17 protein-coding genes are annotated in these 14,768 nt (G+C 68.5%); 9 read left to right on the plus strand and 8 right to left on the minus strand.

All coding sequences use genetic code 11. From position 1 onward, the window contains the following. Positions 1-5: 5 nt before the first annotated feature. The 7 genes from HDC34_RS13730 to HDC34_RS13760 form a co-directional block, all read right to left on the minus strand. Positions 6-917, minus strand: coding sequence for a sugar phosphate isomerase/epimerase (locus tag HDC34_RS13730; RefSeq protein ID WP_179557412.1), 912 nt, complete (start codon positions 915-917; stop codon positions 6-8). Positions 918-978: 61 nt separating this feature from the next. Further along, on the minus strand, positions 979-2,877 hold the full coding sequence (gene iolD, locus HDC34_RS13735; protein ID WP_374100768.1) for a 3D-(3,5/4)-trihydroxycyclohexane-1,2-dione acylhydrolase (decyclizing): 1,899 nt from the start codon (positions 2,875-2,877) through the stop codon (positions 979-981). Positions 2,878-2,946: 69 nt separating this feature from the next. Further along, positions 2,947-3,861: a 5-deoxy-glucuronate isomerase gene (iolB, locus tag HDC34_RS13740; RefSeq protein WP_179557414.1), complete on the minus strand. Its 915-nt coding sequence runs from the start codon at positions 3,859-3,861 to the stop codon at positions 2,947-2,949. A 66-nt stretch (positions 3,862-3,927) separates the two neighbouring features. After that, positions 3,928-5,451 (minus strand): CoA-acylating methylmalonate-semialdehyde dehydrogenase, encoded by a 1,524-nt coding sequence (locus HDC34_RS13745; RefSeq protein ID WP_179557415.1) that lies wholly within the window; start codon positions 5,449-5,451, stop codon positions 3,928-3,930. A gap of 89 nt (positions 5,452-5,540) precedes the next feature. Next, positions 5,541-6,449 carry a deoxyribose-phosphate aldolase gene (locus tag HDC34_RS13750; protein ID WP_218855256.1) on the minus strand — a complete coding sequence of 303 codons (909 nt, stop codon included), beginning with the start codon at positions 6,447-6,449 and terminating at the stop codon, positions 5,541-5,543. Continuing rightward, the gene (gene iolC, locus HDC34_RS13755) at positions 6,442-7,410 is read right to left on the minus strand and encodes a 5-dehydro-2-deoxygluconokinase (protein WP_104311331.1); all 969 of its coding nucleotides are present in this window, start codon (positions 7,408-7,410) and stop codon (positions 6,442-6,444) included. The genes HDC34_RS13750 and iolC overlap by 8 nt, the downstream gene beginning before the upstream one ends. Before the next feature lie 131 nt (positions 7,411-7,541). Beyond that, a complete protein-coding gene (locus HDC34_RS13760; protein WP_179557416.1) occupies positions 7,542-8,645 on the minus strand; it encodes a glutamate--cysteine ligase in 1,104 nt (367 codons plus the stop codon). Positions 8,646-8,767: 122 nt separating this feature from the next. Between HDC34_RS13760 and HDC34_RS13765 the strand changes: the two genes are divergently transcribed. From HDC34_RS13765 to trmD, 5 genes are all read left to right on the plus strand, one after another. Next, positions 8,768-8,977, plus strand: coding sequence for a hypothetical protein (locus HDC34_RS13765; RefSeq protein ID WP_179557417.1), 210 nt, complete (start codon positions 8,768-8,770; stop codon positions 8,975-8,977). Positions 8,978-9,121: 144 nt separating this feature from the next. Further along, on the plus strand, positions 9,122-9,538 hold the full coding sequence (gene rpsP, locus HDC34_RS13770) for a 30S ribosomal protein S16 (RefSeq protein WP_179557418.1): 417 nt from the start codon (positions 9,122-9,124) through the stop codon (positions 9,536-9,538). Positions 9,539-9,540: 2 nt separating this feature from the next. Further along, positions 9,541-9,771 (plus strand): RNA-binding protein, encoded by a 231-nt coding sequence (locus HDC34_RS13775; RefSeq protein WP_068484100.1) that lies wholly within the window; start codon positions 9,541-9,543, stop codon positions 9,769-9,771. 1 nt (position 9,772) lies between these two features. Further along, positions 9,773-10,372 (plus strand): ribosome maturation factor RimM, encoded by a 600-nt coding sequence (gene rimM / locus HDC34_RS13780; RefSeq protein WP_308807365.1) that lies wholly within the window; start codon positions 9,773-9,775, stop codon positions 10,370-10,372. A 71-nt stretch (positions 10,373-10,443) separates the two neighbouring features. Next, positions 10,444-11,190 (plus strand): tRNA (guanosine(37)-N1)-methyltransferase TrmD, encoded by a 747-nt coding sequence (gene trmD / locus HDC34_RS13785; protein WP_179557420.1) that lies wholly within the window; start codon positions 10,444-10,446, stop codon positions 11,188-11,190. Positions 11,191-11,200: 10 nt separating this feature from the next. Here the strand turns inward: trmD and map are convergent, their stop codons facing one another. Continuing rightward, positions 11,201-11,968, minus strand: a complete 768-nt coding sequence (gene map, locus HDC34_RS13790) for a type I methionyl aminopeptidase (RefSeq protein ID WP_179557421.1) — start codon at positions 11,966-11,968, stop codon at positions 11,201-11,203. 76 nt (positions 11,969-12,044) lie between these two features. On the opposite strand from map, the gene HDC34_RS13795 reads away from it, so the two are divergent. The 4 genes from HDC34_RS13795 (at position 12,045) to HDC34_RS17905 (ending at position 14,765) form a co-directional block, all read left to right on the plus strand. Then, entirely contained in the window at positions 12,045-12,620 is a 576-nt protein-coding gene (locus HDC34_RS13795; protein WP_179557422.1) for a hypothetical protein, read from the plus strand. Between the two features lie 161 nt (positions 12,621-12,781). Beyond that, positions 12,782-13,132, plus strand: coding sequence for a 50S ribosomal protein L19 (gene rplS, locus HDC34_RS13800; protein WP_068484112.1), 351 nt, complete (start codon positions 12,782-12,784; stop codon positions 13,130-13,132). Positions 13,133-13,236: 104 nt separating this feature from the next. Then, positions 13,237-14,115: a signal peptidase I gene (gene lepB, locus HDC34_RS17900; protein ID WP_249312498.1), complete on the plus strand. Its 879-nt coding sequence runs from the start codon at positions 13,237-13,239 to the stop codon at positions 14,113-14,115. After that, a complete protein-coding gene (locus HDC34_RS17905; protein ID WP_258068050.1) occupies positions 14,112-14,765 on the plus strand; it encodes a ribonuclease HII in 654 nt (217 codons plus the stop codon). The genes lepB and HDC34_RS17905 overlap by 4 nt, the downstream gene beginning before the upstream one ends. Positions 14,766-14,768 lie beyond the last annotated feature (3 nt).

The following is a 14,768-nucleotide window of genomic DNA, read 5'->3' on the forward strand; positions in this document are numbered from 1 at the left end:
TGGCGCTACTTCGCGCGGGCTGCCGGCGTGGAGCCGCAGATGTGCTTGAGCGTGCGCTCGGCGATCGGGTACGGGCGGTCGGCCGAGCAGCCGAACATGTCCTGCTCGACGATGCCGAAGATGTTCGGGTCGATCTCGGCGGCACGGGCCACGATGGGGCCGAGCTCCGGGATGCCGTTCGGCGGCTCGACCATGATCATGTCGGCTGCGGCCTCGGCCCACGGAACATCGTTCTTGAGGACGTCGAACAGGCGGTCAGGATCGACCTGCTTGAGGTGCAGGTAGCCGATGCGCTCGGGGTAGGCGTTCATGAGGCGCAGGCTGTCGCCGCCGTAGTACGAGAAGTGACCCGTGTCGAGGCAGAGGTTCGTGTACCGAGCGTCGGTCTCGGTGAGCAGGCGCTCGACCTCGCGGTACGTGCCGACGTGGCTGTCGGCGTGCGAGTGGAACTGCTGCTTGACGCCGTACTCCTCGAGGAGTGCCTTGCCGAGGCGGTCATGGCCGGCCGCGAGGCGCGTCCACTGCTCGGCGTCGAGCGTGCGGGGCTCCTTCGCCTGGCCCGTGATGTCGTCACGCCACATGTCGGGGATCGTCACGAGGTGCTCGGCGCCGAGCTTCGAGGCAAGCCCCGCGACGGCGATGGCCTGGTCCCAGGCGCGCTGCCACTGGCTCTCGTCCTCGTTGTGGAAACCCGTGAAGACGGTTCCGGCCGAGAGCTTCAGGCCGCGCGACTCGAGTTCGTCGGAGAGCTGGTTGGGGTCGGTGGGGAGGTAGCCGTACGGGCCGAGCTCGATCCACGTGTAACCGGCCTTGACGACCTCGTCGAGGAAGGTCTGCCACGGGATCTGGCCCGGGTGGTCGGGGAGCCAGATGCCCCAGGAGTCAGGTGCGGTTCCGATTCGGATGCTCTGCGACATCGTCGTCTGCTTTCTGTTGAGGGTCGTTCGGGGAGGTCGAGAAGAGGGTGTTGTCGTGGCGTCAGCCGAGGAGCGGCCGCTGGGCGGCCTTCTGCTCCTTGTAGGCCTCGAGCGCGCTCTTCGTGGAGTCGAGCGTGGAGGTCTCGGCGACCGGCACATCCCACCATCCTTCGCCGTCGGGGGCGTAGAGGAGCGGGTTGCTGTTGATGTGGATGAGGGTCGAGGTGTCAGATGCCTTCGCCGCGGCCATGGCGTCGCGCAGGTCGCTGATGGCGTTGGCGCTCGGCTCGATCTCGATCGTGGTGATGCCGTAGCTGCGCGCGTTGGCGGCGAGGTCGACGGGGAGGATCTCGTCGCCCTGGAAGTTCGAGCCGGCCTCGTCGAAGGCGCGGTACCAGGTGCCGAAGCGCTCGGAGCCGACCGTCTCGGAGAGGTGGCCGATGGAGGCGTAGCCGTGGTTCTGGATCAGCACGACGATGATCTTGATGCCCTCGGCGACGGCAGTCACGAGCTCGGTGTGGAGCATGAGGTACGAGCCGTCGCCGACCATGACGATCACGTCGCGGTCGGGAGCCGCGCGGCGCACGCCCATGCCGCCTGCGATCTCGTAGCCCATGCAGGAGAACGCGTACTCGACGTGGTAGCCGAGCGGGTCGCGCACGCGCCAGAGCTTGTGCAGGTCGCCCGGCAGGGAGCCGGCGGCCTGGACGACGACGTCGCGCGGGTCGCTTGCGCCCTGCACAGCGCCGATGATCTCGGGCTGGCCCGGCAGCTCGAGGCCGCTCGGCTCGAACGCGGCGTCGACGGCCGCATCCCACCCGCTCTTCTCGGCGGCGATCTGCCGCGAGTAGTCGTCGCTCACGCGGAACCCGGAGAGGGCGCCGATGAGCTTCACGAGCGTCTCGCGCGCATCCGCCACGACGGGCAGCTGCGAGCCGTGCTTGTAGGCGTCGAAGGCGGCCACGTTGATGTTGACGAAGCGCACGCCGTCGTTCTGGAACACCGTGCGGCTTGCCGTCGTGAAGTCGCTGTAGCGCGTGCCGATGCCGATGACGACGTCGGCCTGCGCCGCGAGGCGGTTCGCGGCGGTCGTGCCGGTGGCTCCGATGCCGCCGAGGTACTGCGGGTGGTCCCAGTCGAGGGACCCGCCGCCGGCTTGGCTCGTGCCGACCGGGATGCCGGTGGCCTCGACGAAAGCGCGCAGCTCGTCCTCAGCTCCCGAGTAGATGACGCCGCCGCCCGCGACGATGATCGGGTTCTTCGCGTTCTTGATCGCCTCGACAGCACGGGCGAGCGGACCGGCCTCGGGGAGGGGACGGCGGATGTGCCACTCGCGCTCCTCGAGGAAGGCGAGCGGCACGTCGATGAGCTCGGCCTGGACGTCCTCCGGCAGCGCGATCGTCACGGCACCCGTCTCGGCAGGGTCGGTGAGGACGCGCATGGCGGCGAGTGCGATCGAGAACAGCTGCTCGGGGCGCTGCACGCGGTCGAAGAAGCGGGAGAGGGGACGGAACGCATCCGTCACCTGGATGCCCGTGTCGTGCGGGAACTCGAGCTGCTGCAGCACGGGGTCGGAGACGCGCGTCGCGAAGGTGTCGCTCGGCAGGAGCAGTGCCGGCAGGCGGTTGGCCGTCGCGAGGGCGGCACCCGTGAGCATGTTGGCGGCGCCCGGTCCGACGGATGCGGCGCTCGCGTACGTCGCGCGGCGGCGCCGCATGCGCGCGTAGCCCACCGACTGGTGCACCATCGCCTGCTCATTGCGCGCCTGGAAGTACGGCATGAGGCTCGGGTCTTCGACGTTGGCCTGCTTGAGCGCCTGGCCGATGCCGGCGACATTGCCGTGGCCGAAGATCCCGAACATGCCGGGGATCGTGCGCTCGCGCACGTCGCCGTCGACGGTGTACTGCTTGCCGAGGAACTCGACGAGCGCCTGGCCGACGGTCATTCGCTTGGTTGACATCTGCGTCATCTTTCTGCGTTGGTACTGAGCTGGTGCTGGTGCTGGTGCTGGTGCGCTGGAAGCGCGGCGTTACTGCTGGGGGCCGTAGGGGAGGCGGGAGTCGAACTCCTGGGAGGTCCACTGCTCGCGCACCCAGCCGTGGGCCGGGTCGTCGCTGATGAGCCATTCGCGCGCCTCATCTGGGCCGGCCATGACGTTGAGGTAGTACAGGTCGTAGCCTGGGGCCGCGACGGCGGGGCCGTGGTAGCCGAACGGGACCAGCGCGATGTCTCCCGTGCGCACGATCTCGTTGATGGAGATCTCACCCGCCGGCGACGTGTAGGTCGCGAACATGCCGAAGGCGTCAGCGCCCTCGGGGACCGTCGCGTTCTTGGTGGGCTCGCTCTCGAAGTAGTAGATCTCCTCGAGGCGGCTCTCGTGGCCCGGGTGGTGCTCGTCGTGCTTGTGGGGCGGGTACGACGACCAGTTCTCGGCCGGTGTGATGACCTCGCACACGATGAGCTTGGCGGCCTGCAGCGAGCCGGGGATGCCGAAGTTCTGCACCTGCCGGCTCGAGCGGCCGGCGCCGCGCAGCTCGACCGGCACGTCGCCCTTGCGGAGCACCTGGAACGGGAAGACCTGGGTCGTCGGCGCCTCGGCGACGGCGACCCTGCCGTTCCCCGTGACGACGGCACTGGTGCCGACGGGCAGGTAGGCGACGTCTGCCGGACCGTCGAAGACCGAGGGGCGGCCCTCGAGCTCGACGGATGCGGGCGCATCCGCCCCGTCGAGCTCGAGGGCCGCGTCTCCGCGGAGGGGGATGACCATTCGCTCAATGTCGCCTGCGGGCAGCTCGAGGCGCACACCATCGGAGAGGTCTGCGACTCGGATGCCCGTGTGTTCCCAGCCGGGGAGCGTCGCATCGACGACGCTCTCCCAGCCGTCTCGCGAGAGGGCTCCGCGGGCCCTGAACCAGGTGTTCTCTGCTGCTGCGTGTGAGGACATTGCTCGTGAGTCTTTCTAGGTGCGAATGGTCTGGCTAGCCGGTGGAGGCTAGTCGTTCTGGGCTGCTCAGTCGTTCTCGGGGAAGCCGAGGTTGATGCCGCCGTGCTTGGCGGGGTCGAGCCAGCGGCTGGTGACGGCTTTCTCGCGGGTGTAGAAGTGGAAGCCCTGGAGGCCGTAGGCCTTGGAGTCGCCGAACGCGGAGTCTTTCCAGCCGCCGAAGGAGTAGTAGGCGACGGGGACGGGGATGGGCACGTTGATGCCGATCATGCCGACCTGGATCTCGTTCTGGAAGCGGCGGGCGGCGCCGCCGTCGTTGGTGAAGATCGCGGTGCCGTTGCCGAACTGGCCGGTGTTGATGAGCTCCACGCCCTCCTCGAACGACTTGACGCGGACGATGCCGAGGACGGGGCCGAAGATCTCTTCCGTGTAGGCGCGGCTGGTGGTGGGGAGGTTGTCGATGAGGGTCGGGCCGAGCCAGAACCCGCCGTCGGCGCCTTCCGCCTTGATCTCGCGGCCGTCGACGAGCACGTCCGCGCCGTCGTCTTTCGCGATCTGGATGTAGGAGGCGATCTTGTCGCGGTGCACTTCCGAGACGATGGGGCCCATGTCGGGCTCCGTGTGGGTGTCGGTGGGGGTGCCGTCGCCGATGCGGAGCTTCGCGATGCGCTCCTTCACCTTCTCGATGAGCTGGTCGGCGACGGGCTCGATCGCGAGGACCACGCTGATGGCCATGCACCGCTCGCCCGCGGAGCCGTAGCCGGCGTTGATGGCCTGGTCGGCGACGAGGTCGAGGTCGGCGTCGGGGAGCACGAGCATGTGGTTCTTCGCCCCACCGAGCGCCTGGACCCTTTTACCGTTCTTGGAGGCGGTCTCGTAGATGTACTGCGCGATGGGCGTGGAGCCGACAAAGCTGATCGCGGCGACGTCGTCGTGGTTCAGGAGGCCGTCGACGGCCTGCTTGTCGCCGTGGAGGACGTTGAAGACACCGTCGGGGAGGCCGGCTTCCTTCCAGAGCTCCGCGAGCCAGAGCGCCGCGGAGGGGTCCTTCTCGGAGGGCTTGAGCACGACCGTGTTGCCGACGGCGATCGCGATGGGGAAGAACCACATGGGCACCATCGCGGGGAAGTTGAAGGGGCTGATGATGCCGACCACGCCGAGCGCCTGCTTGATGGAGAACACATCCACACCGGTGGACGCGTTCTCGGTGAAGTCGCCCTTCATGATGTGGGGGAACCCGGTCGCGAGCTCCACGACCTCGAGGCCGCGCTGGATCTCACCGGCCGCGTCGGACACGACCTTGCCGTGCTCGGACGTGATGATCTTCGCGAGCTCGAGCTTCCGCTCGTTCAGCAGCTCGCGGAACTTGAAGATGATGTTCTGGCGCTTCGCGATCGAGGTGTTGGACCAGCCGGGGAACGCGGCCTTCGCGGCGGCGATCGCTGCGTTGATCTCGGCGTCGTCGGCGAGAGCGACGTTGCCCGTCGCGGTGCCGAGGGCGGGGTTGAAGACCGGCGAGGTGCGCGCCGGCGCGGTGGTTGAGTAAGCGCCGTCGATCCAGTGCCGGATCGTGGGCAGAGCAGTGTCAGTCATTGATCTTCCTTCGCTGTGGTGCACCGGGTTGGGAGCGGCGCGAGTGGATGCGGCAGCTGCCGCGACGTGAGGGTGTCGGCGGTCCGAGCTCAGCTCGGGGTATGCACGAGGCGCGCGGCCGTGTCGACGGCCGCCGCGACGTCGCCGTCTGCGGGATAGAGGAGGGTGCGGCCGACGACGAGGCCGCGAACTCCGGGAAGCGCGAGGGCCTCGGCCCACTTCGCGTAGACCGCTTCCTGGTCGCCGTTCGGCTCTCCGCCGAGCAACAGCGTCGGCATGGTCGTCGCCGCCATCACGCGCTCCATCTCGGGGACGACGGGCAGCTTCATCCAGGTCGACCCGGAGCTGTTGCCGAGACCCGAGGCGATGGCGATCGAGGTGATGACGGCGTCCGCCGAGAGGTCGTTGACGATCCGCCCGTCCTTCCACTCACTCATGAACGGCTCGAGCATGATCGGCAGGGAGGCCGCCGCCGCGTCGTCGACGGCGCGTGCGTTGGCCTCGAGCGTCGAGACCGTGCCCGCGTCGGAGAGGTTCACCCGCAGGAGGGTCTTCGCGAAGTCGATGCCGTCGCGCACCATCGAGTCGACGTCGTACCCGGTGAAGCGGTCGTCCATCTCGAAGCTCGCGCCCCGGAGTCCGCCGCGGTTCATGGAGCCGACGATGAGCTTGTCGTCGAGGGCACCGAGCAGGGCGAGATCGTCGATGACGTCGGGCGTGCCGAGCACGCCATCGACACCAGGGCGGGAGAGGGCGAGCGCGAGGCGGTCGAGCAGGTCGTAGCGATCGGCCATGGCCATGGCGTCGTCGCGGACGCCGAGCGCGCCGCGCGCCGGGTGGTCGGCCGCCACGAAGAAGAGCCTGCGGTCTTCTGGAAGCAGCGAAGTCCGGCGCTTCCGGCCGGCGAGCGCCTCGCGCAGGGCCGAAGGGCCGTCAGCTCGTGCGTCGCGGAGCTTCTCGAAGGCGGCCTCGTCGAGGATCCGGTACTGCTCAGGCAAGGGAGTTCTCCTTCAGGATCTCGTCGACCTCCGCCGTCGATGGCATGGCGGTCGAGCACTCGAGTCGCGAGGCCACGATGGCCCCGGCGACGTTCGCGAAGCGCAGGATGTGCTCGAGGTCCCAGCCGGCGATGAGGCCCTTGCAGAACGCGCCGCCGAAGCTGTCGCCGGCTCCGAGGCCGTTGATGACGTCGACGAAGTGCGTCGGCACCTCGATGGATCCCTCTCGGGTCTTGGCGAGGACGCCGCGCGGGCCCTGCTTGACGACCGCGATGTCGACTCCTCGCTCGAGGAGCGCATCCGCTGCCCGCTGGGGCTCGGTCTCACCGACGGCGACCTCGCACTCCTCCTTGTTGCCGATGGCGATCGTCGACTGCGCGAGGATCGGCTCGATCGCGGCCGTCGCAGTTGCGGCATCCGGCCAGAACATGGCGCGGTAGTCGAGGTCGAGGATGGTGTGGTCGCGGCGGGCACGAGCGGCGAATGCAGCGTGGTGCGCGGCCCGGCTCGGCTCCTCGGAGAGGCCGGTGACGGTCGCCCAGAAGATCTTGGCGTCGCGGATCGCGTCGAGGTCGAGCGTCTCGGCCTCGATGTTGAGATCCGGTGCCTTGGGCTGCCGGTAGAAGTAGAGGGGGAAGTCGTCAGGCGGGAAGATCTCGCAGAACGTGACCGGAGTGGCGAGCGAGTCGTCACTCGTCACGAAGTCGCTCCTGACGCCGAGGCGCTCGAGCTCCCGCACGATGTAGCGGCCGAAGGGGTCGTCACCCGTGCGGGTGATGACCGCGGAGTTCAGGCCGTGCTTGGCGCCCGCGACCGCGACGTTCGTCGCACTGCCGCCGAGGAACTTCCCGAATGTGGAGACATCCTCGAGCCCGACTCCGGTCTGGAGAGGGTAGATGTCGACGCCAACACGGCCGAGCGTGATGAGGTCGAACGCTGACGTTGCTGTTGTAGTGGTCATACGGCTCTGTACAACTTTCAGTCCGATGGTGAACGAGGACGAGAGTCAGCATACACCTATTGTCCTGACAAAGTAACAAAGTCGAACGGTCACCCTCATCGGCCCGATCTCCGGCCGCCGTTCGGCGTGCGTCAGGCCTTGAGTTCCTCGATGAGCGAGTCGACGACGGGGACAAGCGCGCCGTCGTGCCGCTCCGCCACGCGACGCTGCCGGTCGCTCGACGAGCCACCCTCGATGATCTCCGCGATCACGGCGAGCTCCCGCGTGCATCCGAGGTCCTCCGCGACCTGCAGGTAGTCGCCCTCGATGCGCTCGGCGAGCACCTCCGTGACGGGGCGCTCGTTGCCGTCCGCGTCCTCGATGATGATGGCGTCGAGTCCATAGCGGGCCGCACGCCATTTGTTCTCGCGCACGAACCACGACGGGAGGCGATCCGTGTCCCTGCCGGCGTCGAGCTCCCGAGACGCGTGCTCGACGATGACGTGGTTGAGCGCGACCATGGCTCCGAGCTCGCGGAGGTTCGTCGCCCCGTCCGAGATGCGGATCTCCACCGTGCCCCACTGCGCCGAGGGGCGCACGTCCCAGCGCAGCTCCTGCACCTCGTCGACGATGCCCGTGTGGAGCACGTCATGGGCGACTCGCTCGTAGTCCTCCCACGTCTCCATCTCCGGCGGGAGGCCACCCGTCGGGAGCTGCTGGAAGATCATCGTGCGGTGGGAGCTGAAGGTCGTGTCCTCGCCCTGCCAGTACGGGCTCGATGCGGAGAGCGCGAGCATGAGGGGGTAGTTGGCGAGCGCGGCCCGCATGACCGCGGGCACCTTCCGGCAGTCCTCGATCCCGATGTGGGTGTGCACGCCCCAGATCGCGAGCTGTCCGCCCCAGCGCCCGGATCGCTCGGCGACCATGCGGTAGCGCTCACCGGGGGAGCGCTGCTGCTCGCGCCACTTCGAGAACGGATGCGTGCCGGAGCCGATGACCGCCGCGCCAGCCTCGTCCGCGGCAGTCAGCAGGGAGTCCCTCAAGTCGCGCAGCTCGTCGACGGCCGCTCCCGCGGAACGGTGCACCCCCGTCACGAGCTCGACGGTGTTCGTCAGGAACTCCTTCGTGAACCGCTCGTCGTCGAGGCGGGCGATGAGCTCTGGAGCGATGCCGGTCAGCTCGCGCGACGCAGCGTCGACGATACCGAGCTCCCATTCGACGCCGAGTGTCGAACGCTCTGATGAGGCGAAACGCATGGTTGAAGCGTAGACGCACCAGTGGTCGCGGCGTGTCTGCATTGCGGGGTATTCCGAATCCGCCGCAAGATAGGGGGAGGAGTCGGGCGACGGCAGGCGCCGCCCGCGAAGCGGAGGCCCTCATGCGCTACTCGGATGCACTCTCGGAGCTCGCGACCGCGGGTGCGCAGGACTTCGTTCCGTACGTCATCGGGGCCGTTCTGCTCGTGCTCCTCGGCGGCATCGTGCTCTTCTTCGTCCAGCGCCGACAGCGCGCAGCGGAACGCTCGAGCGACTGGGCCGATGACCGCGATGGCCGCGGGACATCGAGCGATGATTCTGCGGTTGGCTAACTGGCCGAGAATCTGCCAAACTAGGCAGTTGAGCCTCGCGGGCTCGACCCTCTAATCCGGCCCGCGGTTCACCATTGAGCTCTGCCGAGTGTGCCCCACGCCCTCCGGCTGTCGTTCGCCGATACACACACCATCAGGAGACACGTGGCTGTCAAAATTCGTCTGAAGCGCCTGGGCAAGATCCGGGCACCCTACTACCGCATCGTCGTCGCCGACTCGCGCACCAAGCGCGACGGTCGCGTCATCGAGGAGATCGGCAAGTACCACCCCACCGAGAACCCCTCGCTCATCGAGGTCAACTCGGAGCGTGCACAGTACTGGCTGAGCGTCGGCGCACAGGCCTCCGAGGCCGTCGTCGTGCTCCTCAAGCTCACGGGCGACTGGGGCAAGTTCACGGGCGAAGGCTCGACCGAGAACCAGGTCAAGGCACCTGAGGGCAAGGTCCCCTTCGTCGCAGAGGCCGGCAAGAAGCCTGTCCTGCGCCCCAAGGCTGAGCCCAAGGCAGCTCCGGCCGCCGAAGAGGTCACCGAAGAAGCAGCGACCGAAGAGGTCGAGGCCTAGTCATGCTCGCTTCCGCGCTGGAACATCTCGTCAAGGGAATCGTCGATCACCCCGACGATGTCCGCGTGGACCGCAGCACGGCTGCGCGCGGCGAGGTCCTCGAAGTGCGTGTGCACTCCGAGGACCTCGGCCGCGTCATCGGTCGCTCCGGCCGCACCGCCAAGGCGCTGCGCACCGTCGTGACCGCGCTTGCCGACGGCCGCCGAGTTCGCGTCGACGTAGTTGACGACTGAGGTGGCAGGCAAGAAGAAGGGCATCACCCAGCTCCGTGTCGGTCGCCTCACCAAGGCCCACGGACTGAAGGGTGCCATCAAGCTCGAGCTCTTCACCGATGAGCCCGACCGGCGCTTCGTGCCAGGCGCGAGCTTCAGCCTCCAGGTGCCGACCGACAGCGAGTGGCACGGCAAGAGCCTGGAACTGCACGAACTCCGCTGGTACAACGGGCACCCCGTCGGCTTCTTCGTCGGCATCGGCGACCGGACGGCCGCGGAGAGCCTCGCGAAGGCCATTCTCTGGGTCGACTCCAACGACGCAGAGGAGCTCGAGGACGACGCCTGGTACGACCACCAGCTCGTCGGGCTCGATGTCCGGCGCGATGGCACATCCGTCGGCCAGGTCATCCGCGTCGAGCACTTCCCAGCCCAGGACCTCCTCGTCGTCAAGACCGAGGACGCGGAGGTGCTGGTCCCACTCGTGAAGGCCATCGTCGCCGAGGTCGACCTCGAGGCCGGCATCGTCAGCATCACCCCGCCCAACGGCCTCTTCGAAGAGGTCGATGAGGCGCAGGTCGAAGCAGAGGCGCCCGCCGCCGAGCCCAAGGCTGACGCCGAATAGCCTCGTCCCCTCATCTGCGTTCTGCGCGCCCGCACTTAGCTGCGGGCGCGCATCCGCTTAAGCTGGAGCCCATGCGCGTCGACATCGTCACGATCTTCCCCGAGTTCTTCCAGGTGCTCGACGTCTCTCTGCTCGGCAAGGCGCGGCAGGACGGCATCATCGATGTTCGTGTGCACGACCTGCGCGATGCGACAACCGACCGGCACCGCACGGTCGACGACACCCCGTACGGCGGGGGCGCCGGCATGGTCATGAAGCCGGAGCCGTGGGGGCAGACGATCGACGCCATCCTGGGCGATGCTGCGCGTGATCGTGGTGCCTCGGGGCTCGCCGTCGCCGACGACGCCGAGGATGCTCGACCGCTTGTCGTCTTCCCGTCGCCAGCCGGGACGGTCTTCACGCAGGCGACTGCGAGGCGCTACGCGCTCGAGCCGCACATCGTCTTCGGCTGCGGTCGCTACGAGGGCATCGACCAGCGCGTCTTCGATGACACCGCCGAGCGTGCCAGGGTCGAGCTCGTCAGCCTCGGAGACTACGTGCTCAACGGGGGAGAGGTCGCCGTGACCGCCATGATCGAGGCGTTCGGTCGGCTCGTGCCAGGCGTCGTCGGCAACCCGGAGTCGCTCGTCGAGGAGTCGCACGAGGACGGCCTGCTCGAATACCCGAGCTACACGAAGCCAGCGCTCTGGCGAGGCCGCGAGGTCCCCGACGTGCTGCTGAGCGGCCACCACGCGAAGATCGCCGCGTGGCGCCGCGAGCAGCAGCTCGAGCGCACGCGCCGCGTCCGCCCCGAGCTGCTCCCGCCCGAACTCCGCTAGCCGCCGCCAGCTAGCTGCGCGCGGTGAGGATGATCGGGTCGCCGTCCGTGATGACGACCGTGTGCTCGCTGTGCGCGCCCCGCGAGCCGTCCGCGCTTCGGAGGGTCCAGCCGTCGGCATCCTGGACGAGCTTGTCCGTCGTCTCGAGCAGCCAGGGCTCGAGTGCCAGCACGAGGCCCGGCTTGAGCGGCATGCCGCGGTTCGCGCGTCCGCGGTTGGGGACGCTCGGCTCCTGGTGCATGGTTCGGCCGACCCCGTGGCCACCGAACTCGACGTTGACGGGGTAGCCGGCGTTCTTCGCGACCTGGCCGATGGCGTGCGAGATGTCCCCGAGCTTGTTGCCGGGGCGAGCCGCCTCGATGGCCGCCTCGAGTGCCACCTCGGTGGTGTCGATGAGGCGCAGGTCGGCCTCGCGGGGCGTGCCGACGACCACCGTGATCGCCGAGTCGCTGACCCAGCCGTCGACGGCGACGGCGAAGTCGAGCGTGAGGACGTCGCCGTCCTTGAGGGCGTAGTCGTGCGGGAGTCCATGCAGGACGGCGTCGTTGACCGACGTGCAGATGACCTTGCCGAACGGCGAGGCGCCGAAGGAGGGGTGGTAGTCGATGTAACAGCTCTTCGCGCCGCGCTTCGTGATGAGCTCGTGGGCTCTGGCGTCGAGCTCGAGGAGGTTCGTGCCGACCCCGGCGCTCTGCGAGAGCTCGCTGAGGACCTCGGCGACGAAGCGCCCCGCGGGTCGCATCTCTTCGATTTCGTTCTGGGTGCGCAGCTCGATCATCCGCCAATCGTACCGGCGCTCGTGCCATGAGCGAACGTCTCTGCCTCCGCTCGGGATCCTCCCGTAGCGTTGCATCATGGGCATCGGCCGTCTCGTCTACCGCGCACTCCTCCCCGCTGCGCTCTTCCTCGCAGCCTGGCAGTTCGTGGGCTGGCTCATCTTGGGAGCGCCGGTCGGCCGCCTGTTCGTCTTCGGCTTCGCGGGTCTCGCGGCCGTCGCGGGGCTGCTCATCCTCTCCGCGAACTTCTGGCTCCGGCCGGACATCCGGGAGAGCAAGGCGCTGCAGGCACGCGACCTGCCGCTCATCGTCGTGCCGTGGCTGCTGTGGGCGGCCGGCGCAGTGGTGCCGGATGCCCCGGGCCTCTGGGTGCTCGCCGCCGCGTTCCTGTCGATGGTGGTCGCAGGCTCCATCGCGCGTCGCCGGCTCACCGCCGTGGTCCAGGAGCGCCTCGCCGCTGCGCAGGCGGCCGGCCCGCAGGCGAACCCGTTCGGCCTCTTCGGCACGATGCCGGGGATGGCGGGGCCCGGAATGCCCGGAACGCCTGGGACGCCGGGAAACAGGACGCCGACGTCGGGGCCCGGGGGCGCCTCCGGGCCGGATGCCGGCAAGATCATCACGCTCGACGCCGAACCGGACGACGAACGTCGCTGAGCTGGCCCGCTCTCGCATTGCGGGGGCAACGTCGGCATGGTTTACTGGATCCTTGTGCCGCGGCTCGACTCTGCCACAGGGGACGAGAGCACTTCGCGATGCACGCCAACCTCTTCACTGACCTTCGCAGCCGACCTGTGGCGACTGCAGAGAGCGAAATCATGACCAACGTTATCGATGTCATCGACGCAGCATCGCTGCGCAGCGATGTCCCAGACTTCCGCCCCGGCGACACCGTCAAGGTGCACGTGAACATCGTCGAAGGCACGCGCTCGCGCGTCCAGGTCTTCCAGGGTGTTGTCATCGCACGTCAGGGCGCCGGCGTCCGCGAGACCTTCACGGTCCGCAAGGTCAGCTTCCAGGTGGGCGTCGAGCGCACGTTCCCCGTGCACACCCCGGTCATCGAGAAGATCGAGATCGTCTCCCGCGGCGCCGTGCGTCGTGCGAAGCTCTACTACCTGCGTGGCCGTCGTGGCAAGGCTGCGAAGATCCGTGAGAAGCGCGACAACTAAGCTTCAAGCAGTAGGCGAATGGCTCCCCAACGCGGGAGCCATTCGTGTCGTTCCACACACTGACTGAGGGTTCCGCCACCGCGGACCGACCGCGAGGGGGAGCCATGGGCGACGCGAGTGCGCGCGACCTCCGCGCCCCATCCCACGGCAGACCGCCCCATGAGGGGCGGCACCGCCTCGGGCGAGCCGCACGGCCCGCTGGGCTCGGCTCCTCCGCGATCGCAGACGCGCCCATCCACGCCACCGGGCTCATCGCCGACGACGAGCCGGTTCCGGCGCCCAGTCGTGGTCTCGGCAAGGCCATGCTCTCGTTCGCGCGCGACCTGGTCATCGTCGCCGTCCTCGCGATCGTCATGTCGATGCTCATCAAGACGTTCCTGCTCCGACCCTTCTACATCCCCTCGGCATCGATGAACGACACCCTCGTCGTCGAGGACCGAGTGCTCGTGAACCTGCTGGTCCCAGATCTGGTCGGCATCGAGCGCGGCGACATCGTCGTGTTCGAGGACCCGGGCGGATGGCTGCCCGTGGTCACGCCACCCGCCAAGTCGGGCTCGCAGGCGGCCGTCGATGGCGCGCTCGAGTTCGTCGGGTTGAAGCCCGAGGAGACGAGCAACCACCTCATCAAGCGTGTCATCGGCCTGCCTGGCGACGTCGTCTCCTGCTGCAACGAGTACGGGCAGGTGCTCATCAACGGGCTGCCGATCGGCGAGCCGTACCTGCTGCTCCAGGACGGTCAGGCCGCATCCGGAATGCCGTTCGACGTGACCGTGCCGGAAGGTCACCTGTGGGTCATGGGCGACAACCGCTACAACTCCGAGGACTCCCGCTACCACCAGGACGAGCCAGGGGGCGGCTTCGTGCCCGTCGACGACGTCGTCGGCAAGGCGTTCCTGCTCAACTGGCCGCTCGACAGGTTCACGTTCCTCGGGAACTACCCAGAGGTCTTCGATCGCGTGCCCGAGCGGACGGACCAGGAGTGACCCCACCGGTCGACCCGACGCTCGAACTCGAACGCGAGCTGCTGCTCACAGCCCCGGTCGTCATCGGCGTCGACGAGGTCGGGCGCGGCGCGATCGCCGGCCCGGTCGCGGTGGGCGCGTGTGCCATCGACGTCAGACGGATCGAGCTCACGGCGCCCGCTGGTGTGCGCGACTCGAAGCTGCTGAGCGCGAAGCGCCGACTCGAGGCGCGCGCTGGCATCGAGGCGTGGGCGATGGGCGTCGGCGTCGGCTACGCGAGCGCCATCGAGATCGACGAACGCGGCATCACGGCCTGCCTCGGGGCGGCCGCCAAGAGGGCCCTCGCCGAGCTGCACGCGATCGGGGTGCCGGTCGCGGATGCGGTGGTGCTGCTGGACGGCTCGCACGACTGGCTCTCTCCGTGCCTCTCGACGCCGCTGCGCGTCGTGGTGCGACCGAAAGCCGACCGCGACTGCACCTCAGTGGCCGCGGCCTCCGTGATCGCGAAGCTCGAGCGCGACGCCCTCATGGTCTCGGCTGCGGAAGCGCATCCCGAGTACCTGTGGGAGTCGAACAAGGGATACGGCAGCGCGGCCCACCTCGCGGCGATCGCCGCGACGGGTCCGAGCGAGCTCCACCGGCACACGTGGCTTCGGGCCGCGACCCCCTAGACT

The organism is Pseudoclavibacter sp. JAI123 (assembly GCF_013409665.1).
GTDB lineage: Bacteria > Actinomycetota > Actinomycetes > Actinomycetales > Microbacteriaceae > Pseudoclavibacter.

What these genes read in the sequence shown, in the direction of transcription:
- HDC34_RS13765 (WP_179557417.1), top strand. Translation starts at nt 8,768, where the DNA reads ATGCGCTACTCGGATGCACTCTCGGAGCTCGCGACCGCGGGTGCGCAG.
- iolB (WP_179557414.1), bottom strand. Translation starts at nt 3,861, where the DNA reads ATGTCCTCACACGCAGCAGCAGAGAACACCTGGTTCAGGGCCCGCGGA.
- iolD (WP_374100768.1), bottom strand. Translation starts at nt 2,877, where the DNA reads ATGTCAACCAAGCGAATGACCGTCGGCCAGGCGCTCGTCGAGTTCCTC.
- lepB (WP_249312498.1), top strand. Translation starts at nt 13,237, where the DNA reads ATGGGCGACGCGAGTGCGCGCGACCTCCGCGCCCCATCCCACGGCAGA.
- HDC34_RS13730 (WP_179557412.1), bottom strand. Translation starts at nt 917, where the DNA reads ATGTCGCAGAGCATCCGAATCGGAACCGCACCTGACTCCTGGGGCATC.
- HDC34_RS13745 (WP_179557415.1), bottom strand. Translation starts at nt 5,451, where the DNA reads ATGACTGACACTGCTCTGCCCACGATCCGGCACTGGATCGACGGCGCT.
- trmD (WP_179557420.1), top strand. Translation starts at nt 10,444, where the DNA reads ATGCGCGTCGACATCGTCACGATCTTCCCCGAGTTCTTCCAGGTGCTC.
- iolC (WP_104311331.1), bottom strand. Translation starts at nt 7,410, where the DNA reads ATGACCACTACAACAGCAACGTCAGCGTTCGACCTCATCACGCTCGGC.
- rplS (WP_068484112.1), top strand. Translation starts at nt 12,782, where the DNA reads ATGACCAACGTTATCGATGTCATCGACGCAGCATCGCTGCGCAGCGAT.
- HDC34_RS13775 (WP_068484100.1), top strand. Translation starts at nt 9,541, where the DNA reads ATGCTCGCTTCCGCGCTGGAACATCTCGTCAAGGGAATCGTCGATCAC.
- HDC34_RS13760 (WP_179557416.1), bottom strand. Translation starts at nt 8,645, where the DNA reads ATGCGTTTCGCCTCATCAGAGCGTTCGACACTCGGCGTCGAATGGGAG.
- HDC34_RS13795 (WP_179557422.1), top strand. Translation starts at nt 12,045, where the DNA reads ATGGGCATCGGCCGTCTCGTCTACCGCGCACTCCTCCCCGCTGCGCTC.
- map (WP_179557421.1), bottom strand. Translation starts at nt 11,968, where the DNA reads ATGATCGAGCTGCGCACCCAGAACGAAATCGAAGAGATGCGACCCGCG.